Below are 23,919 nucleotides of genomic sequence, written 5' to 3'. Positions count from 1 at the left end.
CTGGCACAATAGCCCGTAATTTTATTTATAGGAGTCCGAACGTGTTTAACAAAATTCGTACCCATTTGGTTAAAGAGGGACCTCGTTTTTTACGTTACCCTTTACAAGTTACCCCATTTGCTCTGCAACGCGATATTTTAGAACAGTTTTTAAGCTGGCAATTTCATGAATCTTTAGCGGAAGGCGATTTGCACTTTCTAGAAAATAAATGGCTAAAAGTTGAGATAAGAGACTTACATTTACAGTGGTTTATCAGTGTTTGTGATGATAAATTAGTGGTCAGTCGCTTAGAAAAAGAAGATGTCAGCTTTAGTGGAAATGCAAATGATCTTATTTTAATTGCTGCGCGCAAAGAAGATCCTGACACCTTATTTTTCCAACGCCGTCTACAAATTGAGGGTGATACAGAACTCGGGTTATATGTTAAGAACCTGATGGACGCAATTGAATTAGACTCAATGCCATCTGTGTTGCGTTTTGGTTTATTACAACTGGCTGAGTTTGTAAAAAGTGGGCTTCAAGAAGAAACCGAAGACACTCTACACAGCCATGAACTGAGCTCAACTTCATGCTAATACGTGTTGAAATTCCCGTTGATATTCCAGCTATTGATAACCTTTTACGTCAAGCGTTTCCTACAGGTGCAGAAGCTGATTTAGTGGGACATTTACGAGAAGAGGGACTGCTGACATTAGGTATGGTCGCAGTCGATGATGAAGGCCACGTTATGGGTTACATTGGCTTTACACCCGTTGATGTTGATGGTGTCGATTGCCAATGGGTAGGGCTTGCGCCTCTTGCTGTTGCACCTGATTTCCAGAACCAAGGTATTGGACGCCAACTGATTAATGAAGGGTTAGATAGCCTAAATGAATTTGGTTATGGCGCCGTGGTGGTATTAGGTGAGCCAGAGTACTATCAAAAATCAGGCTTTATTCCTGCAAAATCACAAGGGTTACATTGCAAATGGCCTGACACCGAAGAGGCATTTCAGTTCTATGCTCTCGATAATGGTAATGTTGAAAATATTCATGGTTTAGTGAATTTCTCGCCATTATTTGATGAGGTTTAATCGAACAGATTGTCTATCGTGTTAAATACAACGCAATGTCTGAAGGCTGGTCTTTGATCAGCTTTTCTTTTTGCGTTTTCTTCAATTGTTTTAATTGGTATTCAAGTTGAGAAGCACGTTGCCGAGAGCCTATTTGGCAATGAAACTCTAATAATAAAGGTCCTTTTCCTTTCAGTGCTTTAGCACCGGTTCCATTCTGGTGTTGAGTAAAGCGTCGCTCAACGTTTGTCGTTATCCCTGTATAAAGATAGCCAAGACGATTTCTGACAATATAGAGTGACCACACTGTATCAGCCATCATTTTTTCCTTTTCGTGCTACTTTTTTTTGATAAATAATATTTCTTAATTTTTGAATTGAGTAATTTATCGTTTTATCAAAATGAAATCTATTAGATATATCAATATGTTGTGAAATATTTGTGACAGAATGCTTTGTTATTTATAAAATGACATTCAATTTTTTTGAAAATGAACAGCAATTATTGCTAATTTTAAAGTTAAATTAAAGCGCATAGTATGATCCATATCACAGAGAGACACTCCGCGATACCTAACAAAATTAGAATTTAATTGGAGTTTATTATGAAAAAATCTACATTAATCGCTGCAACATTAGCTTTAAGTGCTATTTCATTCGGTTCGATCGCATCTGATAGCGTATCAAAAAGCCCTTCTGTTAATGGTGAGTATATCACAATCACAGGTAGCGATACTTTAGATGGTTTAACCACTAAAATTGCTCAAATTGCAAAAGATGAAGGTGCAAAAGGCTTTAAAGTTGTTGGCGCAACAGGTGACGATTACCTCACTGTAAATGCTGAAATTTATCGTTAATTTTAATTATTTTCGATAAATAACCTGTAATAAGAGACACGCGGTAAGACGCTCGTTTTGATGATATAATTATCAGCTAAACAGCGTCTCTTTTTGTATCTATACAGGTGTATTATGTCTTCTTTAGACTCGATCAAAATAATTAAACAATACATTCGAGATAACCATGTGTTTACCTTATGTACAACTCGTTCATTAGGTGATGTTTGGTGTGCAAATTGTTTTTATTGGTTCGATGAAAGCCAGATGAGGCTTGTTTTTCTTTCTGAAAAGAAAACGCGTCATGCTCAAATGATGCAGGAAAATTTATTAGTTGCAGGAAGTATTAGTACGCAAGAAATTGCAGTATCCGATCTACAAGGTATTCAATTCACGGGTTCTGTTGCTTTACTGGCAGGTAAGGACGACATCCACGCAAGAAAACATTACTGTTTACGCTTTCCTGTCGCATTAGCCGCCATCCATGTGCCTTTATGGGAATTACAATTACAAGAAATTAAGATGGTCAATAATCAGTTAGGTTTTGGGACTAAGCTGTATTGGCAACGTGATTAAGCTGATTATTTTTTCTCAAATTTCTTTTATTCCCAAAAATAATGATTTTTCTGTTCCCACCCTTTTAAAGACATACATGAAGTATAGAAGGTTCTTCTGTCTTCTTGATTAATGTCCTCAACATAACTTTCTGTCATTGGTACGCGTTCAGTGTAGGTTTTTTTATCACCACAATGGTCTTTATCATCTTTACGACACGTTCTTTGTACATCACGATAAACAGTACGTTGTAGCACTTCTTTGCGGATAGGGTAACGAGTATTGGCATCGAGATCACAAATTAGCTTTGCTTCTTGTAATGTGTAATCTGATGCGCCTTTGGGTTCCCAAGTACTACTGCAACCCGAAAGTAAAATTATTGAAAATAAAGGGAAGAGTACTAATTTCATATCAAATATCATCATAAAAAGAATAGTCAAGAGCGTTAATAATAAAACAAAACTAATCACTTTGACCATCTTTTTTGAAAATGATTCGCATTTGATAACGGAGGTGATTAAGTAAGAATGGTAAGAAAAAAGCCCATTATATAAATGGGCTTTTAGGGATTACTCAAATGATGAAAGATTTTTTTCTATCTCAGCATCTATTTCAGTATGCTGGAGATGTTTAGCACCGAGTTTCTTTTTCAATTCGGTGCCTAGCTTCACGAGTTGTTCTCGATTCGCTTTAGACTGCTTTTTACCCCATTTTTTTAAATGGTAGTTCAGTTCATGATCTTCAGAAAAGCTTACATATTTATTATCACTTAAAGGCATACATCCTCCAGTTAATTTAATTCAATGTGTATTACTTCAATTTATGGATCACCTGATTACTACTACCACGCCACAGTAATGCGGGATCATAAAGTTCTTGTACGAACTTCCCATCAATCAGTACGTTAATAAAGTTAACGACTTCTTGCTGCTCTGGGGTTAAGTCAGCCAGTAAGTAGCCAGTCCAAACCCAAATATCTTTCTCAGGGCATTCCGTTTTAACGCGTTTTACCAATTTTAATATAGCAGAAAGATTTTGAGGGTGTAGTGGATCTCCACCTGAAAGTGATAATCCTTGTCGTTTAATCCGACTGTCTTGAAGATCAGCAATGATCTGATCTTCCACTTCTTGTGTAAATGGCTTGCCCGACGTTAATGACCACGTTGATTTGTTATAACAGCCTCGGCATTGGTGTATGCACCCTGCAACAAACAGGGTGCAACGAGTACCAGGACCATTTACCACATCAACAGGATAATATTGATGATAATTCACTCTGTTAGCCTAACTGACCATTTGCCAGATGTTTAACTCGACGTTTAACTTCTTCCTGTTTACCCGCATTAAATGGACGTGAATCGGGGCTACCTAAATATCCACACACACGGCGAATAACAGAGACTCTAGCAGGGTTGTGATTACCACAACGCGGGCAAGTAAAGCCTTTACTGGTGCAAGAGAATTCACCGGTATAACCACAGTCGTAACATTCGTCTATTGGAGTGTTTGTTCCATAGTAAGGAACTCGGGTATAGCTATAGTCCCACACATCCTCTAACGCTTTAAGGTTATGCTGTAAGTTTGGATATTCGCCATAGCAGATAAAACCGCCACTTGCTAATGGAGGATAAGGCGCTTCAAAATCCAGTTTGTCGTATGGGTTTACTTTTTTCTCAACATCTAAGTGGAAGCTGTTGGTGTAATAACCTTTGTCGGTAACACCAGGAAGAATACCGAACTCTGCGGCATCTAAACGACAGAAACGGTCACATAAGTTTTCGCTTGGTGTGCTATAAAGGCTAAAGCCATAACCTGTTTCAGCTTTCCATTGATCTGTGGCTTCACGTAGACGATTAATAATCGCTACCGCTTTTTCTCTTAAGGTTTCGTCGTCAAAAACGTGTTTTTGAGTACCAAACAGTGCATTAATGGTTTCATGAACACCAATATAACCAAGAGAAATTGAGGCTCTACCATTTTTAAAGATTTCAGCCACATTATCATCTGCTTTCAAGCGAACACCGCAAGCACCTTCCATATAAAGGATAGGGGCAACACGCGCTTTGACGTTTTCTAAACGAGCAATACGTGTCATCAGTGCTTTTTTCGCTAATTCAAGGCGGTCATCAAGTAGTGACCAGAATGTCGCTTCATCACCTTGAGCTTCAATAGCAATACGCGGTAGATTCAGGCTGATAACGCCTAAGTTATTACGCCCCTCGTGGATCATTTCGCCATTTTCTTCGTAAACACCTAAGAAACTACGGCAACCCATTGGAGTTTTAAATGATCCCGTCACTTTCACAACTTGATCGTAATTTAAGATATCGGGATACATGCGTTTACTTGCGCATTCAAGAGCAAGTTGTTTGATATCGTAATTAGGATCACCAAACTTATGGTTTAAGCCATCTTTAATGGCAAAAACGAGTTTAGGGAAAACAGCCGTTTTACGGTTTTTACCTAAACCTGCCATACGGTTTTCAAGAATAGAGCGTTGAATTAAACGCGCTTCTTTTGATGTACCAAGACCAAAGCCAAAAGTGACAAATGGGGTTTGTCCATTAGCCGTATGCAGCGTATTGACTTCATACTCTAAAGATTGGAATGCGTCGTAACACTCTTTTTCAGTGCGTGCAGTGGCATAGGCTTCTTTGTCAGCAATTTGCCATTCTTCTGCCACTTTATAGTGTTTGTCATAACTTGCTTTTACAAATGGCGCTAATACTTCATCGATACGATTTATCGTTGTACCGCCATAAATATGGCTTGCCACTTGTGCGATAATTTGTGCAGTTACTGCTGTTGCTGTTGAAATAGATTTAGGGGGTTCTATTTCTGCATTTCCCATTTTAAAGCCATTGTTTAACATGCCTTTAAGGTCAATTAGCATACAGTTAAACATAGGGAAAAACGGTGAATAATCGAGATCATGATAATGAATTTCACCACGCTCATGAGCGAGTACCACATCTCTTGGCAGGATATGCAATTTTGCGTAATGTTTAGCCACAATACCCGCAAGTAAATCACGCTGGGTAGGGATAACCTTACTGTCTTTATTCGCATTTTCATGAAGAATAGAGACATCACTTTGTTCGATAAGACCTCGGATTTCCTGAGTTAGTCTTCCACGTTGCTCACGAGCAACATCTCGGTCATGACGGTATTCAATGTAGGCTCTGGCGACATCTTTATGTTCGCCAGCCATCAGCTGATTTTCTACGGCGTCTTGGATCTCACGGATATCGACATTCGAACGTCCTGCGAGAGATTGTGAAACGGATTGCGCGACAGAATCGCAATAATCATCATCAGTGATCTCACAAGCTACGGCGGCTCTTTTGATAGCATCGCTGATGCGGGTTTGGTCAAAAGAGACTTTACATCCGTCTCGTTTTATCACTATGGTTTTCACAATCTTGCTCCTTAACTATTTATCCACAGGCTCAAATCCCATAAAAACAGGTGATGGCACAGCATTCAGGCTTATTGTGGATAAGATGTGTATAATTACTATATGTTGTAGGTCGGTATGTATTAAAGCACAATATATAGTTATTGGAAGGGAAATAATCTTCATTAAAACTGATCTATATCAAGGTATTTTTGCTACGTCAGGTATCAAGAGGGATTAGCCGAATTGTAAATATGTGCCAAAAACAGAAGTGATAAATTATTCATCAAAAAGTGAGAACATAAAAAAAGCAAAGTGCTCATTAAGAGACCTTTGCTTTTTTATGACTCATTATTGAGACGAAATTAACGGATAGCGATAACTTCGATTTCTACTTTTGCATCTTTTGGTAAACGTGCAACTTCAACACATGAGCGAGCTGGGAATGCGGCATTATGCTCTTTAAAGAACGCTTCATAAGCCGCATTGATTGTACCAAAATCATTTAAATCTTTTACGAAAACAGTAGTCTTGATGATGTTAGCAACGGTTAAACCCGCTTTTTCAATGATTGCTTTTACGTTTTCTAAAGATTGACGAGCTTGCTCTGCAGCATTATCAGAAACAAATTCACCGGTTGCAGGATCAACAGGTAATTGACCTGAAGTGATCACTAAGTTACCTAAATCAACACCTTGTACATAAGGGCCGATTGCTGCAGGGGCTTTATCGGTATTAATTTCGTAAGACATGTAGAACTCCTGTTTTTATAAGATTAACGCTAACATTCGATTAGTGTGGCGCTATTATAGCCAGTGCTTTAGGTTAGCAATATGACAGATGTCAGGCTTTATCATAAAGTTTGTCAGTGTAAAAAGAAAATGAATGTAGAGTTATACTGCATCTTGACGCTACTTTTAGTCCATAAAAATAGTGAAATTGTAGTAATATTTTTTATAAAAAAGAGGAAATAAACTATTTCTATTTTTAGTAAAAATAGTCTTGGGGCTTTTAAGAGATAATTATTCTTTTTTATAAAAAAACTATCTGCCCTTTCGAGCAGATAGTTAAAAGAATTAACGAATTACCGCATGGCGTTCGAACTCTTTTTCACAGTATTTGCAGGTTAATACAACATCTGAGGCCAGTTTTTTCACACGGAAACTACTTTGTACTGGCTCGTTATGGCTAATACAGTTGCTGTTCGGGCAAGGCACCACATCTTCAAGTAATTCAGGTAAGCTTAATGCCATCTTATTAATCACTTGATAATCATCGATAATATTTACCGTTGCTTGCGGTGCATACATTGCTAAACGGTTTGCTTGTTCTGGGGTTAAAAAGACATTCTCAATTTTAATTAAGTCTTTTTTACCTAAATTTTCTGAAGGTAAATTAAAACCCACTGTTATTCTTTCATCAGTTTCAGTTAAACGAAACAGTGAAAGAATTTTAAAGCCCACCTGCGCTGGAATATGATCAATAACAGTCCCACGTTTGATAGCTTCAACTTTTAGTTTGTGATCATGTGTCATGGTGTGCTCCTTATTAAAGAACTAAGTTTTTATTCAGAACTAAGGCAAGTAATGCCTGACGTGCGTAGATACCATTGCCCGCTTGTTGGAAATAGTAAGCGTAAGGTGTTTTATCTACATCAGTAGTGATTTCATCAATACGTGGCAGTGGGTGTAGGATCTTGAGGTTATCTTTCACATTCACAAGATCTGCACTGGTTAAGATAAATTGTGCTTTCACATTCGCATACTCAGATGGATCTAAACGCTCTTTCTGTACACGAGTCATATAGAGAATATCCAGCTCAGGCATGACTTCATCTACTGTTTCATGCTGGCTATATTCAACACCATTCTCTTCCAGTAAGTGAAGAATATGTTCTGGCATAGCGAGTACTTTAGGGGCGATAAAATAGAGATGATTACCTTTAAATTTCGCTAATGCTTGTGCTAGTGAGTGAACTGTTCTGCCATATTTTAAGTCACCGACCATCGCGATATTAAGATTATCTAAACGACCCTGTGTCTCTTGAATGGTAAACAAATCCAGTAAAGTTTGTGTTGGATGTTGGTTTGCGCCATCACCCGCATTAAGTACTGGAATATCGCCAGCAAACTCAGAAGCTAAACGCGCTGCACCTTCTTGAGGATGGCGAATAACAATGGCATCAGCATAAGTGCGAAGAACCGAAATGGTATCCGCTAAAGTTTCACCTTTTTTACCCAGTGAAGTGTTGCTTCCATCAGAAAAACCGACAACAGATGCGCCTAGGCGATGAATCGCAGTTTCAAATGATAGGCGAGTACGTGTTGATGCTTCAAAAAAGCAACTCGCAATCACTTTATCTTTTAACAATTCGTTATTAGGTTGCTGTTTTAATTTATTAGCAACGTGAAGAACAGCTTCCAAATCTTCCCTGTCCAGATCATTGATGGAGATAATATGCTTTTGGTAGAGCGGATTAGTCATTTGAGTTCTCCTTTAGCGATGAATTGTGCGATAAGTGGTTTTTTACAGGCCAAAAAAAACCCCTCAATAAGAGGGGTTTTAAAAAATTGGGCTATTGGAAAAAAGAGAATGCGCTTGCGACCGGTTAAGGTGCTTGTTTTAGTAACAAATTGGAATAGGCGCTGTTTCATCTTTCCTCCTGACAAATTGTGGCGCATTATACGCATCTTAGATTTGCACGCAAGCGTTTGCTTTTGTTTTTTTCTAAAAATTTTTTTTTGATTTAAAAATCAATAAGCTTGGGATAAGACAAAGAAAACACCTATTTTTTGATAAATAAAAAATAGGTGTTTTGCATGATTATGTATTTTAGAAAGGATTTGCAAGGGTAGCGACCATCACTGCTTTTATGGTGTGAAGACGATTTTCTGCTTCATCAAACACAATGCTGTGTTTTGATTCAAAAACCTCATCAGTGACTTCAAAACCACCATATAGGTTAAATTCTTCAGCTAATGCTTTACCCATCGTTGTTTCTTCATCATGAAAAGCGGGTAAACAGTGAAGGAATTTAACATCTGTATTTCCAGTTAATTTTATAACATCCATATTGACCTGATAAGGCTTGAGTAAAGCAATACGCTCTTTCCAAACCTCTTTCGGTTCACCCATAGAAACCCACACGTCAGTGTAAAGAAAATCTGCATTTTTAACGCCTTCAGCGACATTTTCAGTGAGTGTGATTTTTCCACCATTTTTTGTTGCAATTTCTTGGCATTGAGCAACTAAACCTGCTTCAGGCCAACATGCTTTAGGGGCAACTAAACGTAAATCCATACCTGTTAATGCTGCCGCTTCCAGCATGGTATTTCCCATGTTATTACGAGCGTCACCAAGGTAAGCAAACACAGTTTCTGATAACGGTTTAGTTTGATGTTCAGTGATAGTGAGTAAATCTGCTAGTAGCTGTGTTGGGTGAAATTCATTGGTTAAACCATTCCAAACAGGTACACCTGAATATTGTGCAAGTGCATCTACCGTTTTTTGCCCGTAACCCCGATACTGAATACCATCATACATACGACCTAATACTCGAGCGGTATCTTTTATCGATTCTTTATGCCCAATTTGGCTTCCTCCTCCTAAATAAGTCACTCTTGCGCCTTGATCAAATGCAGCAACTTCAAATGCACAACGGGTACGTGTTGAGTCTTTTTCAAAAATCAGTGCGATATTTTTTCCAGTAAGATATTGAGTTTCTTGACCTGATTTTTTGGCTTTTTTCAATTGCGTTGACAGTGTAAGCAGTTGCTGAATTTCCACAGGTGAAAAATCAAGCAAACGTAAGAATGATTTTTGATAAAAAGGGTTCATAGAGTGATATCCTGTTATTGAATTTATATTCAATTTATATTAATAAATATTCATCATCAACCCTTAAGGCAAAACTTTTAATTTAAACAGTCTGCGATAAGGGCATCATATTAAGTATGGAGTGTTGATCCTGCCTGTGGGAGAATGAACGAGATACCTTTTCAGACTATTGCGGAGCATGATTATGGCGGACAGCAAAGAGTTAGCAGAACAACGTGAAGAAACACGTCTTATTATTGAAGAGTTACTGGAAGATGGCAGTGATCCTGACGCACTGTATGCCATTGAGCACCATATTTCTTGTGAAAACTTTGAAACACTAGAAAAAGCAGCAGTTGAAGTCTTTAAGTTAGGTTATGAAGTGACTGAGCCTGAGGAAATTGAAGTCGAATCAGGTGAGATCCTAGTTTGTTTTGATGCTGTGAGTGAAAGTGGTTTGAATGCTGAACTTATTGATGCCCAAGTTGAGCAATTAATGAATTTAGCTGAAAAAATGGGTGTCTATTACGATGGTTGGGGGACTTATTTTGAAGATCCTGACGCAGAGTATGATGATGAAGAAGGTGAAGACGAAGACGACGAAGAAGAAGAGTCTGATAAGTCATCTCGCTTACATTAATTTTTGCTAAATGTTGTCCTTTTGTACCTGATTTATCAGTGCAAAATAATAGCACCAGCCACAAAATAGTTACTTTGTGACTGGTGTTATTGGTTTTAAGATCGAGCGATTAGTTCATCACCCCAAATCTACCATTGTCATAATCATCAAAAGCTTGTTGTAACTCTTCTTGCGTATTCATCACAAAAGGTCCTTGTCCAGCAATCGGCTCATTAATCGGCTCACCTGTTAGAATTAAAACAAGGGTGTCACCCATTGATTCTAATGTCAGCGTATCGCCATGATTATCTAACACGACCATGTCATGTTGGCGTGCTATTTCACTGTCATTGATATGTACAGCACCTTTTACTACAAACAGCATTGCATTATGGCCTTCGGGAATACTGTAATGTGAAACACCTGCGTGATTTAAATGCAGATCCCACACATTCAGTGGTGAATAGGTCATTGCGGCACCTTGGGTATTGGCATAATTACCCGCAATGACTCTGACATAACCCTGACCATCAGGTAATTCAACATGAGGGATATCCTCTGCTTTTAGCGCCTGATAACGAGGCTGTGTCATTTTGTACGCTGTCGGCAGATTCACCCAAAGTTGCACCATTTCCAATACACCGCCTTCTTTGGTCATTTTTTCAGAGTGATACTCTTTATGCAAAATGCCAGAAGCAGCAGTCATCCATTGCACATCACCTGCGCCGATGGTTCCAGCATGACCTTTAGAGTCATGATGAGAAACTTCGCCTTGATAAGCGATTGTCACGGTTTCAAATCCACGATGAGGATGCGCTCCTACACCACGGGCATTAGTAACAGGCTTAAATAGTGTTGGCTCGGCATAATCCATCAGCAGAAACGGGCTATGTTTTTCACCATTTTCCTGATAGGAAAATAAGGTGCTGACTGGAAAGCCATTACCTACCCAGTGTGAATTTGGCGCCGAATAAATATGATTAATCTGTCTGATAGTCATGATTGTTCTCCGAGTTAAGGAAAGAAACCGCAATAACCAAGACACAGAAGGAGGTAATACAGATTATCGCGATTTCTTAATGAAGCTGATCATAAAGTGTTCGCGAGATGAACAAAATAGGGGGAATTTGTTGATGGTGTTCAAAAAAAATGAATGATTTTAATAGATAGAAATAAAAGAGATGTAATAAAGAAAATAGAAATAATAAATAGGCTATATTTAAATAATTGAATAAATAGTTTTTAGTGTAATAGATTTAATTTTTTTTCATTTCTTTTCAAGAAATGAAAAATAAAAAACTACATTCTTTCTTAGCAACAATAAGTCAGAATGCAGTTTATTAATATGTTTATTTTTTAGTTCTTATTTGCTTGTGTCGCCACAGCCGCCAATAATTTTAGAAATAGAAACTGCTGGGTGCAGTAAGTAGTCGTAGTTACAGTCTTTTTCTTTATTGTATACGCTACCAGTACAACCAGTCATTACGGTAATTACAGAAGCAATAAGTGCAATTTTAACAAAGTTTTTCATGAAAAAATTCCTTTTAAATTTTAGAGTTATAAAAGCCATCACATGACTTTATCTGCATAAAGATATTAAATTAGCGATAAATAGCAATATAAAAAAGAAGGAGAATTAAAATAAAATAGAAGCTAAGAGATATTTAATTTAAGAAGTTAAATAGAGTTATCTAGAGTGAAATGAATAATAAATTAAACTTGTAGATTTTAATAAAATATAAGATAAGAATTTCATTAATAATACTTTGATAATAATTAATTAAGAAATTAATTGTGAGAATAAGTATAAAATATACTGTATTTATATCATTTTGATAAACAGAATTTGTGTTAGTAGGTGCTATTTTTGACAATAAAAACCCGTATCAGAAATACGGGTATTACTTAGGGAACAGCAAGAACGCTTAAAGTGGCTTCACCATACGGATCTCACAATCACTATGTCCAGTGTTGCCTAATGCTTCATCAATAAATTCGAATCCTAGCTTTTCGTATAAACCGACAGCCGCTTTTAAGATATCTGTGGTTTCTAAATAGCAACGGTTAAAGCCTTGCTCTTTACCAAATTCAAGAGATTGTAGAACGATTTTTTTCGCAATACCTTTGCCTCGTAGTTTGGATGAAAGGTATATTTTTTGTAATTCACAAGTATTGCCATCACCTCCAGCAAGTGGTGCGACACCGCCGCCGCCAACAACTTCTCCATCCATCTCAACAATCCAGTAAGCACTGCGTGGCTGATGATAAACTTCATAAAGGGTATCTAAAATTGGGTCGGCAACAGCAAAGCCTTTATCGGCAGTTAAACCGTGCTCTGCGGAGACTTCACGAATAACGCGTGCAATACCTGCGTTGTCTTTTTCTTCAATTGCTCGGATAACAATATTTGAGGTTATAGATTGGGTTGCAGTCATAGTTGCACTCATCGTTTTCACTTATTAGTAGAATACTTTTTGATTATTTATTGAGAGAGCACCGGAAAGGAACTTCTTCATTGAAAGTAGCGCGGGTGGCTACAAAAACTATCTTAATTGATTAAGCGTGTTTGTAAACCGTTAACCCTTTTTCTTTGCTTACTTATCCCCTTTATTTCTAGCGTTATATTTTAGCGAGTGATTAAATTTAAGCGAAAATAAGGGGGAGAAAGGCGGATTGACGAGAATAGAACCGAGAATAACAAGAAATGAAGTGAAAAATGGTTTTATTTTTTAGCTGAATGATATTAAGTCAAAACCCGCGATAAACGCGGGTTTTTATTATTAATCTCAGTGTCTTTAAAGCGACTATGCTTATAAAGAGGCGATAGAGATTTTTTGTGCGATTAGTTTTTCTTTTGCACTTAAGCATGTTGCTAAGCGTTCACGCTCTTTAGCAACAACCGCTTCTGGCGCACGGCTAACAAAGCCATCGTTAGATAATTTGCTGTCTAAAGTTGTGATATCTTTTTCTACTTTTTCAAGCTCTTTATCTAAACGTGCAAGCTCCGCATCTTTATCGATAAAGCCCGCCATTGGGATCAGCAATTCTGCACCGTTAACCAGTTTATTAACTGATAATGGCGCTTCTTCGCCTTCTGCTAATGGACGAATATCCGCTAAACGACCCATTGCTTTTAAGAAACCAATATTGTCACTAACGCGACGTTTAGCATTGTCGTCGGCACCACGTAAGATAACTTCAAGTGGTTTACCTGGGGCAATATTCATTTCAGCACGGATATTACGTACAGCAACGATAACTTCTTTGATCCACTCAAGATCGTTAAGTGCAGCTTCATCAACAAGTGATGCATCGAATTCAGGGAAAGCTTGTAGCATGATGGTTTCACCTTCGATGCCTTTCACTTCCTTCACACGTTGCCAGATTGTCTCTGTGATAAATGGAATAATTGGATGAGCAAGGCGCAGTAAGCCTTCTAACACTTCAATCAGTGTATGACGCGCTGCGCGTTTTTGTGCATCATTACCTTTGTGTACCGCAGGTTTTGATAGCTCAAGATACCAGTCACAGAATTGGTTCCAAGTGAACTCATATAAAATACCAGCAGCGATATCGAAACGATAGTTGTCTAACGCTTCACGATAGGCTTTAACGGTATTGTTAAATTCAGCTAAGATCCAACGGTCAGCCAGTGAGAATGTCATCTCACCACCTTGGTAGCCACAATCTTGATCTTCTGTATTCATCAGCACAAAGCGGCTTGCATTCCACAGCTTGTTACAGAAGTTACGGTAACCAGATAGACGTTTCATATCCCAGTTAATATCGCGACCCGTTGAGGCTAACGCGGCTAAGGTAAAGCGCAGGGCATCTGTACCGTGTGCTTCAATACCTTCTGGGAACTCTTTGCTAGTACGTTTAGCAATTTTTTCAGCCATTTGTGGCTGCATCATATTACCAGTACGTTTTTCTAACAGGTTCTCTAATGAAATACCGTCGATCATATCCAGAGGATCAAGTACGTTACCTTTAGATTTTGACATCTTCTGGCCTTCTTCATCACGAATAAGACCTGTCATGTAAACCGTATTAAATGGCACTTGCGGTTTACCGTCTTCGTCTTTGATAAAGTGCATGGTCATCATGATCATGCGAGCGATCCAGAAGAATATAATATCGAATCCACTGACTAAAACATTTGTTGGATGGAATGTCTTCAGTGCTTCAGTATTTTCAGGCCAGCCTAATGTTGAGAATGTCCATAGTGCAGATGAGAACCACGTATCCAGTACGTCATCATCTTGGCGTAATGCAACATCAGCTGCGATATTGTTTTCACGACGAACTTCTTCTTCGTCACGACCAACATAAACGTTGCCTTCATTATCATACCAAGCTGGGATACGGTGACCCCACCACAGTTGACGAGAAATACACCAATCTTGGATATCATTCATCCATGAGAAGTACATATTTTCGTACTGCTTTGGTACAAATTGGATATCGCCATTTTTAACAGCTTCAACTGCTGGTTTCGCTAAAGGTGCTGCGCGAACATACCATTGGTCTGTTAATAAAGGCTCGATAACGACACCACCACGGTCGCCGTAAGGTACGGTTAAATCGTGAGGCTTGATCTCTTCTAATAAACCTAGACGTTCAAATTCAGCGACCATTGCTTTACGTGCAGCAAAGCGTTCCATACCTTGGTAGGCTGCTGGAATTTCAGTGCTATAAACATCAGATTCAACACCATTGGTGTCTAAGACTTCTGCGCTTACACGGATATTGCCGTCAAAATCCATGATATTAATCATTGGTAATTGATGACGACGTCCAACTTCATAGTCATTAAAGTCGTGAGCAGGGGTGATTTTTACGCAACCTGTACCTTTTTCCATATCAGCGTGTTCATCCGCTAAAATAGGGATACGGCGGTTAACGATTGGTAGAATAATTTCTTTACCAATTAAATCTTTATAGCGAGGATCTTCTGGGTTAACAGCAACACCTGTATCACCTAACATGGTTTCAGGACGTGTTGTTGCAACAATGAGGTAGTCTTTACCTTCGGCTGTTTTCGCCCCATCCGCTAAAGGATAACGCAGATGCCACATAGATCCTTTAACTTCACGGTTTTCGACTTCAAGATCAGAAATCGCTGTGTGTAATTTAGGATCCCAGTTTACAAGGCGTTTACCACGGTAGATTAGATCTTCTTTATGTAAGCGAACAAAAGCTTCTTTAACCGCTTTAGATAACCCTTCATCCATTGTGAAACGTTCACGTTCCCAATCAACAGAGTTACCTAAACGACGCATTTGGTTAGAAATGTTACCACCTGATTCTGCTTTCCATTCCCAAATTTTGTCGATAAATGCATCACGACCATAGTCATGACGATTTTTACCTTCTTCAGCGGCAATTTTTCGCTCAACAACCATTTGCGTTGCGATACCCGCATGGTCAGTACCTGACTGCCATAAGGTATTTTTACCTTGCATACGCTGATAACGGATCATGGTATCCATAATAGTCTGCTGGAAAGCATGACCCATATGTAGGCTACCTGTGACGTTTGGCGGTGGGATCACGATACAGAAGCTTTCTTTCGTTGTATCGCCATTGGCTTTGAAATAGCCATTTTTTTCCCAATGCTGATACAGAGGTTGTTCAATCTCTGCTGGATTATATGTTGTGTCGAGCGATGGCTCTTTCGGTGCGGATTTATTTTCCATATTTTTTACGTATTCAATAGGTTGGCGGCGTAGCCATTGTCAAAGTAAAGCCGACGCTACGATAAATTTTATATCGTTCACGCGCCAACTGTTTCAATTGTTCATCAATAGGTACAAAGTCTATCACTTCATGGAAAGCTGTGGCAAAGTCTACGAATTGCGATTGCAAATTAATCAAGAGATCACGAGGTGCATTACCACGTTTTCCAGGCCAACATAACTCAACAGGAGAGCCATAACGAGGACCTTCACCTGCAAGATTATGAGGAACAAACTGATGAGGTTCTCTTGCCCATAATGCCTCATCAAGCAATTCAGCTTGAGCTTGAGACTCACAAACCAACAAAATACGTTTGCCTAATCGCCAATGTTCAGCAGTAAGTTGACAGGCAAGCCACTCATGAGCCTGTAAATCATCGTGTATTGATGGGTGTTCCATTAAATAAAACGTGGCGTTTTTCATGATATCCCGATAACAGAAGGGTATTGCGTTGCAATACCCTTCTTGGAGTCTGCTCTATTTACCATAATAATAGGGTAATACCTTAACCCTGATAATTATGCGGTATTACTCGTCGCTATTCAAACCCGCGCGATTAAGTAAGAACTGAGACAATAAAGAAACAGGGCGGCCTGTCGCGCCTTTTGCTTTACCAGAACGCCATGCTGTGCCTGCAATATCCAAGTGAGCCCAGTTATATTTAGTCGCAAAGCGCGCTAAGAAACAACCCGCAGTAATTGCGCCACCTAAACGGCCACCAGTATTAGCTAAATCAGCAAAATTAGATTCGATTTGTTCATAGAACTCATCGCCTAATGGTAAACGCCAAGCGCGGTCACCTGCTTGTTCTGATGCATTCATTAATTCATGTGCTAATGGATTATGATTAGACATTAATCCGCTGTAGTGATGTCCTAAAGCCACCATACAAGCACCTGTTAATGTAGCGATATCGACAACTAATTCAGGCTCAAAGCGCTCAACATAAGTTAACGTATCACACAGCACTAAACGACCTTCAGCATCGGTGTTTAATACTTCAACGGTTTGTCCTGACATGGTTGTTAAAATATCACCTGGGCGATACGCTTTTCCACCAGGCATATTTTCGCAACCCGCAAGTACACCAATGACATTGATTGGTAACTGGAGTTCAGCAACAACACGCATCACACCGTAAACCGTTGCCGCACCACACATGTCGTATTTCATCTCATCCATGCCATCAGCAGGCTTGATGGAAATACCACCCGAGTCAAATGTCAGCCCTTTACCTACTAACACAATTGGGCGAGCTTCAGGATCTTTATTGCCTTTATATTCGATAATCGACATTAAAGATTCATTTTGAGAGCCTTGTCCTACTGCGAGGTAAGCATTCATATTTAGCTCTTTCATTTGTTCTTCGCCAATAACACGCGTAGAAACATTTGAAGATGAGTCTGCTAGTTGACGAGCTTGAGATGCCAAATAAGCGGCATTACAGATATTTGGTGGCATGTTAGCTAAATCTTTACATGCTTTAATACCTGATGCGATGGCTAAACCGTGTGCAATTGCACGTTCACCACTTGGTAGTTCACGACGAGTAGGTACATTAAAGACCATCTTACGTAATGGGCGACGTAATTCTGTCTTATTGCTTTTCAGTTGATCAAAGGTATAGAGGCAGTCTTTTGCAGTCTCAACCGCTTGACGCACTTTCCAGTAATTATTACGACCTTTAACATGTAACTCAGTCAGAAAGCATACGGCTTCCATAGATCCAGTTTCATTGAGTGTGTTAATGGTTTTTTGAATGATCTGTTTATACTGGCGTTCATCCAATTCACGCTCTTTACCGCAACCAATTAGTAAAACGCGCTCAGAGAGAACATTTGGTACATGATGTAACAGCAATGATTGTCCGACTTTGCCTTCCAGTTCACCTCTGCGTAACAAGGCGCTGATATAGCCATCACTGATTTTATCAAGTTGCTCCGCGATCGGAGATAAACGACGAGGCTCAAACACCCCCACGATAATACAAGCGCTGCGTTGTTTCTCTGGGCTGCCGCTTTTTACATTAAACTCCATGCGTTCTCCTGAATATTAAAGACAAAAACGGAAAGTATCGTTTAGAATAGTGATCCGCATTAATCTACCCCATAGAAAGTTTACTTTTTATGTTAAGCTAAATGCATTAATTGAACACAACTAATTTAGCTAACTTATAAGCTTGTTCTTATTGGGAACCTGTTTATAGCATGTTTTGATATCATTTGGGCTGCAAGAATGTCTAACTGAGATGCACAAATGATAGATATACAACGAAGTTAGCGATTTTCCTGCAAAAAGACAAGTTTTCACAGGCATAACTAGCGTGATTATAATTCGATATTTAGCTCGGGAAACCCTTAAAAGTCAGATAGCCATCTTATTTATTTTGATGCTTATCTTTTTTAGCCAGAAACTGGTTGAAATTTTAGGGGCTGCTGTTGAAGGTAACATTCCTACAAACCTCGTGATTTCTCTGCTGTGGCTGGGAATTCCTGAGATGGCACAGCTTATTCTTCCATTAAGCCTTTTTCTTGGGCTTCTGATGACTTACAGCAAACTTTATGTTGAAAGTGAGATAACCGTCATGAATGCGTGCGGAATAGGTAAAAAAGCATTAGTGCAAGCTGCACTGTTGCTTTCATTACTCACCAGCGCATTAGCCGCAGGAAATGTCATTTGGCTTATTCCTTGGTCTTCGGTGCATCAAGAGCAAGTTCTTGAGGATGCTAAAGCAAACCCAAGTTTAGCTGCATTGATGGAAGGGCAATTTAAAATGTCCAGTGACCGCAATATGGTGCTCTATCTTGGCAGTGTAAAAGGGAATCAATTCCAAGATGTATTCCTTGCACAGTTGCGTCCAACACAAGATCAGCGTCCTTCTGTCGTGGTGGCAGATAAAGGCTATACCAAAGAATTACCTAACGGGAATCAGATAGTCGTATTAAGTGAGGGTACTCGCTATGAAGGTACGGCTGTGTTACGTGATTTTCGTATTACCGATTTTAATGATTACCAAGCTGTTATCGGGCACCGTGAATCTACCATTAGCAGTAATCGTGTAGAACAAAAAACGATGACTGAACTTTGGCATTCAAATGAAACAGAGTCTATCGCTGAATTCCATTGGCGTTTAACTTTGATTTTCTCTGTTATCATTATGGCGGTGATGGTCGTGCCTTTAAGTGAGGTAAACCCACGTCAAGGTCGCGTATTAAGTATGCTACCTGCCATGTTGCTTTATCTGGTGTTCTTCTTACTACAAAGTTCATTGCACTCTAACGGTGAAAAAGGAAAACTGGACCCTCTAATTGCAATGTGGAGTGTTAATGGCGCTTATCTTGCCTTGGCTATCTTATTGAATATTTGGGATACCTTGCCTATGCGTAAATTCCGCGCTCGCTTTAAGAAAGGAGTTGCCTGATGTTTGGTGTACTAGATAGATATATCGGGCGTACTATTTTACAGTCGATTTTGATGACACTGTTTTTGCTAGTTTCACTATCTGGCATTATCAAATTTGTCGATCAACTCCGTAAAGTAGGGCAAGGGGATTTCACCACACTGGATGCGGGTATTTACGCCATTTTAAATATCCTTAAAGATGTGCAGATTTTCTTTCCTATGGCGGCATTACTTGGTGCGTTATTAGGATTAGGCGCATTAGCAACGCGTAGTGAGTTGGTGGTGATGCAAGCATCGGGATTTACCCGTTTGCAAATTGCAGGCTCGGTAATGAAAACCGCTATTCCCTTGGTACTATTAACTGTACTGATTGGCGAATGGGGCGCACCACAAGGTGAACAGTACGCACGTAACTACCGTGCCGAAAAAATCATGGGTAACTCTTTAGTCTCGACTAACCGCGGTATGTGGGCTAAAGATGGCAATCAATTTATTCATATCAACCGAATAAAGAGCCAAAATGAGATGCAAGGCATCACACTCTATGATTTTAATAATGATAGAAAACTAGAAACGGTACGTTATGCATCAAGTGCAACCTACGATGTGAATAAAAAAACGTGGATGTTGAAACAAGTTGAACAGTCAGATTTAACTGATCCACAAAAAATCACAGGTAAAAAACAGGTATCACTTGAATGGCCAACACGGCTAACGCCAGAAAAATTAAGCGTTGTGGCGTTAGATCCAGATGCATTATCGATCAGCGGGCTTTATCAGTACGTTAAATATCTAAAACAGAGTGGGCAAGAGTCAGCAAACTATGAGCTGAATTTCTGGAAAAAAATCTTTGCTCCAATCTCTGTTGCTGTAATGATGTTAATGGCATTGTCATTTATTTTTGGCCCATTGCGTACTGTACCAATGGGATTAAGAGTTTTAACGGGTATCTCTTTTGGTTTCTTATTCTATATCGTCAATGAAGTTTCAGGACGATTAAGTTTGGTTTATGGCATACCCGCAGTGATTGCCGCATTAGTACCGGGAATACTCTTCTTAACGTTGAGTTTATGGTTATTGATGAAGCGTAATCGCTAGATAACATCAGACTGAAAAATAAAAAAGCGCCTTATTAGGCGCTTTTTTATTGCTATTGAGTATGCGATCACTGATAAAAATCTTTTGCCAGCGCACGAACCAGGGCATTAGTACCCTGAGTTACTTCACTAAATTTAGTGCCGTTAGGTTTACGAGTGATCACCACAAATACACCAATATTTAATTCGGGAATGGTTGCCATATAAGTATTAAATCCACCGCCACCCCCTGTTTTTTGGTAAATCGCTGGAATACCATTAGCAGGAGCCATATAAACCCAGCCTAGACCCACGCCATCAGCACGACCCGCAACATCCATTCCTTCTATTGAAGAGAGTCGATTACGCGGAAAGTAAACAGACTGCTCTTTACTTGCTGTTGCCTTTCGCATGGCATTATGAGAAGTCAAAAAGCCTTGCATCCAACGTTGCATATCGGCAGGCGTCGAGTACACACCGCCACTTCCAGCTGCTGCAATGGTGTCAGAGCATGGGCTTGGTTTATATCCTACTAATAGTCGTTGGCATTGTGCTGGAGTCGGCGTCAATGTGGTATTCGTCATGCCTGCGGGCTGAGTGACATATTGTTGTAAAAGTTGAGGATAACTTTTACCTGATGCTTTCACCAAGGCATCCGCTAATAGATCGTAAGCGAGGTTTGAATAAGCTGCTTGTTCCCCAGCGGTAGATGTCAATGTCGCCTTTTTCAACCAGTTCCAGCGGTCGCCATGCGTTGGCCATATAAAAACAGGTCTTCCCCATTTTCCACCGGGTTGTTCTCGTGGAAAACCACTGGTGTGACTCGCTAAATGATAAAGACGGATAGGGGATTGAGCGCTGACTAATGGAATGTCTACACCATAGTAACTGTATTTTTGTAGTGGATCGGTGACTAATAATTTTCCATCATCTTGTAACTTTAATAGCACTTCACTTGTCATCAACTTAGTAATTGAAGCGATACGAATAAGCGAGTTCATTGATGGTGCATTGCGGCTTTCAGGTGTTGTCGTCCCAAAAGAACGATTTAAGGTTTGAGAGTTATTGATCATGACAATAACCATGCCTTGAGGATTACTCTTTTGATAAATCTGTGAGGCATATTTATCAAACAGCGCGCTTGCATTGCTTACATTAGGGCTTAATGCCGTAGGCCATTGCGTTAACTCAGGCACACTGTTCTGTTGATTTAACATAGAAGGTTGTGTCGCTGGTGGTAATGACGAACGTTGGCTACACGCATTCAATGTCAGTAAAGCGATTGGGATCATAAGATATTTTAGAAAATGTTTTTTCATTTTTACTTTCAACAGAAGTCAGTGAGGTGAAAGGAATGCGATCAACATAAAATGGTTTATGTTTTAATTTGGTGCCTTTCTTATCGCGTTATTTTTTCTTTATCATTTTTAATACGGCACCTAAGATAATACCAACAAATATGCCCGTTATAATCCAGCCAACAATGCCCATAACACCGCCTTCTAATCAGATTTAAACCAAATTTTGATTATATTATCAGAAATAAGAATGTCTATCAGTGCAAGAGTCAGTTATCAAAAAGTTGGCATTAAATGTGTCAAATTGTCTCTAAGAAAAGGATAGTGGAGAAAAACTGCATCATAAAAAGACATTTTTCTCATGTTTCTCCTCTAAAAGTGAGGTAAGTATTACCGTTAAGTTACAATCTTCCTCAGTTACCCTAGTTTTTAACCCTATTATTAGATTTTCTTTATTATTAAGTTAGGATATGTATATCAAGAAAATGTTAATGAATGGTTTTTTTATTCAATAAATCGCTTTTAGATAACGTATTCATCTTTAATTTATCTTATTTTGATGAAATTACGGTATTATGTAAAGATAATATAAGAGTGTGACATATTTTGTAATAATTTATTGATTGTGAGATTGTGAAATTAAACTTATTATAGCTTCATCAAGTCGAGAGACTGAGAATATAAGAGTTACAGAGCAAAGATAACACAGCAATAATAGAGTGAAGTAATAAGAAGGCATATTATAAAATAGCCTCTTCAATAATAAATAAGTTATATATTAGTCGTAATATTTCAACACCATTATATTAAATAGTAGTGCTTTCGTTTTAGATGTAATAAATGCCTTTATATTAGATAGTAGTACCTTTGTTATAGTAGTAAATAAGTACCTTTGTGTTAAATAGTAATTTCCTATGTAGTAGTAAGAAGTATCTTATTAAAGTAGTAAATCCTTTATATCAATAATATGCAGTATAGATAAAGAAGTACATTATATTAATAAAACATAACTACCTTCTTCCTCACACCAGGGAAGAAAAGGGCAGTGACGCTACAAAAATAATTTATAGTCATTAAAATAAAATTAAGCCCTCGTTTAGCAGTACTGTCGGATCAAAACACTAACCCAAGTTTTGATCCTTTTTTTATTTATCGATATATAAATTAAAATACATCGTTTAAATAAGTTAGTTTTAATGAATTTATATAATGACGATATAATCTTTAAAAGAGAAAAAGATAAGATAAGAAAAAAGTAGAAATAAGATGACGAATAAACTTAGATACAAGAATAACAAGATAATTGATTTATCGATACAACATGATTAAATCATTAACGATAGATACCTAGATGCAACTTATAAGTCGTGTTTTATGATAGCAACAAACCCCAAATGCACTTTTTTTCGCCAATCAAACTGAAAACTAACAATAATTGTTGCGAGGGTTCTTCACGCAAGTATAATGGGCAGGTTTTCCAGACACACTTCAGTGCCGGAGTGGCGAAATTGGTAGACGCAGTTGATTCAAAATCAACCGCCTTCGGGTGTGCCGGTTCGAGTCCGGCCTTCGGCACCAAAAATCAGACGCTAAAAGCGTCTTTTTTTATGCCTAAAGTTTATGATTTATAGGGCGTTACCTACCTTTTGGTTTTTCAAAGCATCCTTCTGCTGAATGTGAGGAGATAAATACTTACATCACGATTCAAAAATGCATACTCCTCACTGAGTGCCTTTAAGCAGACAAGCCATTGAGATCTTAAAACAGATCTATCAATTCAGTGGTAATCATAAATTGATCTTTATCGGTGACCATAATCCTAGAAAGCCTATGAGTGAAAACACGGTAAACAATGCGTTACGTGTGATGGGCTATGAAACTAAAACGAAGTTTGCGGACATGGATTTAGAACAATGGCGTGTAGCTCGTTGATTGAGTCTGGATTACCCAATCAAGTCCTGAAATAACTGAGTCAAAAGTATTATAGAAATAGCCATTAGGATTACGACAGCCTTTGTTAAGTGCTATTTCTAGCTCGCCAATTTTTTCCATATTGCCACAGTACTTTTGCTTTTTATTCATATACATAAGGTCTATTTCTGAGTAGATAATAAAAAAATACAGCAGAGCC

At 38.6% G+C, this 23,919-nt stretch carries 24 protein-coding genes, 1 tRNA gene and 1 pseudogene; 9 read left to right on the top strand and 17 right to left on the bottom strand.

The features are described from left to right. Nucleotides 1–41 precede the first annotated feature (41 nt). Together ubiT and JEP71_RS12860 are read left to right on the top strand one after the other, a co-directional pair. Nucleotides 42–575 carry a ubiquinone anaerobic biosynthesis accessory factor UbiT gene (ubiT, locus tag JEP71_RS12865; RefSeq protein ID WP_198626350.1) on the top strand — a complete coding sequence of 178 codons (534 nt, stop codon included), beginning with the start codon at nt 42–44 and terminating at the stop codon, nt 573–575. Then, nucleotides 569–1,072, top strand: a complete 504-nt coding sequence (locus JEP71_RS12860) for a GNAT family N-acetyltransferase (RefSeq protein ID WP_196533542.1) — start codon at nt 569–571, stop codon at nt 1,070–1,072. The genes ubiT and JEP71_RS12860 overlap by 7 nt, the downstream gene beginning before the upstream one ends. 13 nt (nt 1,073–1,085) lie before the next feature. Here JEP71_RS12860 and JEP71_RS12855 read toward each other — a convergent pair whose 3' ends face one another. Then, nucleotides 1,086–1,370, bottom strand: coding sequence for a GIY-YIG nuclease family protein (locus tag JEP71_RS12855; RefSeq protein ID WP_109372668.1), 285 nt, complete (start codon nt 1,368–1,370; stop codon nt 1,086–1,088). Nucleotides 1,371–1,655: 285 nt separating this feature from the next. Between JEP71_RS12855 and JEP71_RS12850 the strand changes: the two genes are divergently transcribed. Together JEP71_RS12850 and JEP71_RS12845 are read left to right on the top strand one after the other, a co-directional pair. Continuing rightward, complete coding sequence (locus JEP71_RS12850; protein WP_075673608.1) at nt 1,656–1,907, top strand: YdgH/BhsA/McbA-like domain containing protein; 252 nt, start codon at nt 1,656–1,658, stop codon at nt 1,905–1,907. 114 nt (nt 1,908–2,021) lie between these two features. Continuing rightward, on the top strand, nt 2,022–2,462 hold the full coding sequence (locus tag JEP71_RS12845) for a YhbP family protein (RefSeq protein WP_198626349.1): 441 nt from the start codon (nt 2,022–2,024) through the stop codon (nt 2,460–2,462). Nucleotides 2,463–2,488: 26 nt separating this feature from the next. Here JEP71_RS12845 and JEP71_RS12840 read toward each other — a convergent pair whose 3' ends face one another. From JEP71_RS12840 to argF, 9 genes are all read right to left on the bottom strand, one after another. After that, nucleotides 2,489–2,851 (bottom strand): hypothetical protein, encoded by a 363-nt coding sequence (locus JEP71_RS12840; protein ID WP_232797614.1) that lies wholly within the window; start codon nt 2,849–2,851, stop codon nt 2,489–2,491. Nucleotides 2,852–3,010: 159 nt separating this feature from the next. Next, nucleotides 3,011–3,220: a hypothetical protein gene (locus JEP71_RS12835; RefSeq protein ID WP_023583554.1), complete on the bottom strand. Its 210-nt coding sequence runs from the start codon at nt 3,218–3,220 to the stop codon at nt 3,011–3,013. A 31-nt stretch (nt 3,221–3,251) separates the two neighbouring features. Further along, complete coding sequence (gene nrdG / locus JEP71_RS12830; RefSeq protein WP_196533539.1) at nt 3,252–3,716, bottom strand: anaerobic ribonucleoside-triphosphate reductase-activating protein; 465 nt, start codon at nt 3,714–3,716, stop codon at nt 3,252–3,254. A gap of 4 nt (nt 3,717–3,720) precedes the next feature. Next, entirely contained in the window at nt 3,721–5,859 is a 2,139-nt protein-coding gene (gene nrdD, locus JEP71_RS12825) for an anaerobic ribonucleoside-triphosphate reductase (protein ID WP_198620209.1), read from the bottom strand. Nucleotides 5,860–6,203: 344 nt separating this feature from the next. Further along, nucleotides 6,204–6,590: a RidA family protein gene (locus JEP71_RS12820; RefSeq protein WP_006535650.1), complete on the bottom strand. Its 387-nt coding sequence runs from the start codon at nt 6,588–6,590 to the stop codon at nt 6,204–6,206. Between the two features lie 324 nt (nt 6,591–6,914). Beyond that, nucleotides 6,915–7,373, bottom strand: coding sequence for an aspartate carbamoyltransferase regulatory subunit (pyrI, locus tag JEP71_RS12815; protein ID WP_109372664.1), 459 nt, complete (start codon nt 7,371–7,373; stop codon nt 6,915–6,917). Between the two features lie 13 nt (nt 7,374–7,386). After that, nucleotides 7,387–8,322, bottom strand: a complete 936-nt coding sequence (pyrB, locus tag JEP71_RS12810) for an aspartate carbamoyltransferase (RefSeq protein ID WP_109372663.1) — start codon at nt 8,320–8,322, stop codon at nt 7,387–7,389. Continuing rightward, complete coding sequence (locus tag JEP71_RS12805; protein ID WP_162558370.1) at nt 8,319–8,492, bottom strand: hypothetical protein; 174 nt, start codon at nt 8,490–8,492, stop codon at nt 8,319–8,321. The genes pyrB and JEP71_RS12805 overlap by 4 nt, the downstream gene beginning before the upstream one ends. 178 nt (nt 8,493–8,670) lie before the next feature. Continuing rightward, a complete protein-coding gene (gene argF / locus JEP71_RS12800; RefSeq protein ID WP_198620208.1) occupies nt 8,671–9,675 on the bottom strand; it encodes an ornithine carbamoyltransferase in 1,005 nt (334 codons plus the stop codon). 184 nt (nt 9,676–9,859) lie between these two features. Between argF and rraB the strand changes: the two genes are divergently transcribed. Then, on the top strand, nt 9,860–10,294 hold the full coding sequence (rraB, locus tag JEP71_RS12795; protein ID WP_088493956.1) for a ribonuclease E inhibitor RraB: 435 nt from the start codon (nt 9,860–9,862) through the stop codon (nt 10,292–10,294). Between the two features lie 109 nt (nt 10,295–10,403). Here the strand turns inward: rraB and JEP71_RS12790 are convergent, their stop codons facing one another. The 6 genes from JEP71_RS12790 to pepA all read right to left on the bottom strand — a co-directional run bounded on the left by JEP71_RS12790 (nt 10,404) and on the right by pepA (nt 18,049). Next, entirely contained in the window at nt 10,404–11,273 is an 870-nt protein-coding gene (locus JEP71_RS12790) for a pirin family protein (RefSeq protein ID WP_198626347.1), read from the bottom strand. A gap of 363 nt (nt 11,274–11,636) precedes the next feature. Further along, nucleotides 11,637–11,804: a YhfL family protein gene (locus JEP71_RS12785; RefSeq protein ID WP_036914671.1), complete on the bottom strand. Its 168-nt coding sequence runs from the start codon at nt 11,802–11,804 to the stop codon at nt 11,637–11,639. A gap of 394 nt (nt 11,805–12,198) precedes the next feature. Next, nucleotides 12,199–12,720, bottom strand: a complete 522-nt coding sequence (locus JEP71_RS12780) for a GNAT family N-acetyltransferase (protein WP_442958814.1) — start codon at nt 12,718–12,720, stop codon at nt 12,199–12,201. Between the two features lie 363 nt (nt 12,721–13,083). Next, nucleotides 13,084–15,972, bottom strand: a complete 2,889-nt coding sequence (locus tag JEP71_RS12775) for a valine--tRNA ligase (RefSeq protein WP_198626346.1) — start codon at nt 15,970–15,972, stop codon at nt 13,084–13,086. Between the two features lie 13 nt (nt 15,973–15,985). Further along, nucleotides 15,986–16,435: a DNA polymerase III subunit chi gene (locus JEP71_RS12770; RefSeq protein WP_023583544.1), complete on the bottom strand. Its 450-nt coding sequence runs from the start codon at nt 16,433–16,435 to the stop codon at nt 15,986–15,988. Nucleotides 16,436–16,540: 105 nt separating this feature from the next. Further along, complete coding sequence (gene pepA / locus JEP71_RS12765) at nt 16,541–18,049, bottom strand: leucyl aminopeptidase (protein ID WP_006535637.1); 1,509 nt, start codon at nt 18,047–18,049, stop codon at nt 16,541–16,543. A 286-nt stretch (nt 18,050–18,335) separates the two neighbouring features. Between pepA and lptF the strand changes: the two genes are divergently transcribed. After that, on the top strand, nt 18,336–19,433 hold the full coding sequence (gene lptF, locus JEP71_RS12760; RefSeq protein ID WP_198620205.1) for an LPS export ABC transporter permease LptF: 1,098 nt from the start codon (nt 18,336–18,338) through the stop codon (nt 19,431–19,433). After that, nucleotides 19,433–20,512, top strand: coding sequence for an LPS export ABC transporter permease LptG (lptG, locus tag JEP71_RS12755; protein WP_196533526.1), 1,080 nt, complete (start codon nt 19,433–19,435; stop codon nt 20,510–20,512). Before lptF ends, lptG begins: the two co-directional genes overlap by 1 nt. A gap of 67 nt (nt 20,513–20,579) precedes the next feature. On the opposite strand, the gene ampH is transcribed toward lptG, so the two are convergent. Then, nucleotides 20,580–21,809 carry a D-alanyl-D-alanine-carboxypeptidase/endopeptidase AmpH gene (gene ampH / locus JEP71_RS12750; RefSeq protein ID WP_198626345.1) on the bottom strand — a complete coding sequence of 410 codons (1,230 nt, stop codon included), beginning with the start codon at nt 21,807–21,809 and terminating at the stop codon, nt 20,580–20,582. A 1,472-nt stretch (nt 21,810–23,281) separates the two neighbouring features. Between ampH and JEP71_RS12745 the strand changes: the two genes are divergently transcribed. Continuing rightward, nucleotides 23,282–23,366, top strand: a tRNA-Leu gene (locus JEP71_RS12745). A 123-nt stretch (nt 23,367–23,489) separates the two neighbouring features. After that, nucleotides 23,490–23,734, top strand: a pseudogene (locus tag JEP71_RS17575) (tyrosine-type recombinase/integrase); the annotation flags it as partial. Between the last annotated feature and the right edge of the window lie 185 nt (nt 23,735–23,919).

Origin of the sequence: Proteus sp. PR00224, assembly GCF_016238105.1 — a bacterium.
Lineage (GTDB): Bacteria > Pseudomonadota > Gammaproteobacteria > Enterobacterales > Enterobacteriaceae > Proteus.
The sequence above is the reverse complement of the archived record's forward strand: the minus strand, read 5'-3'. Positions and strand labels throughout refer to the sequence as shown.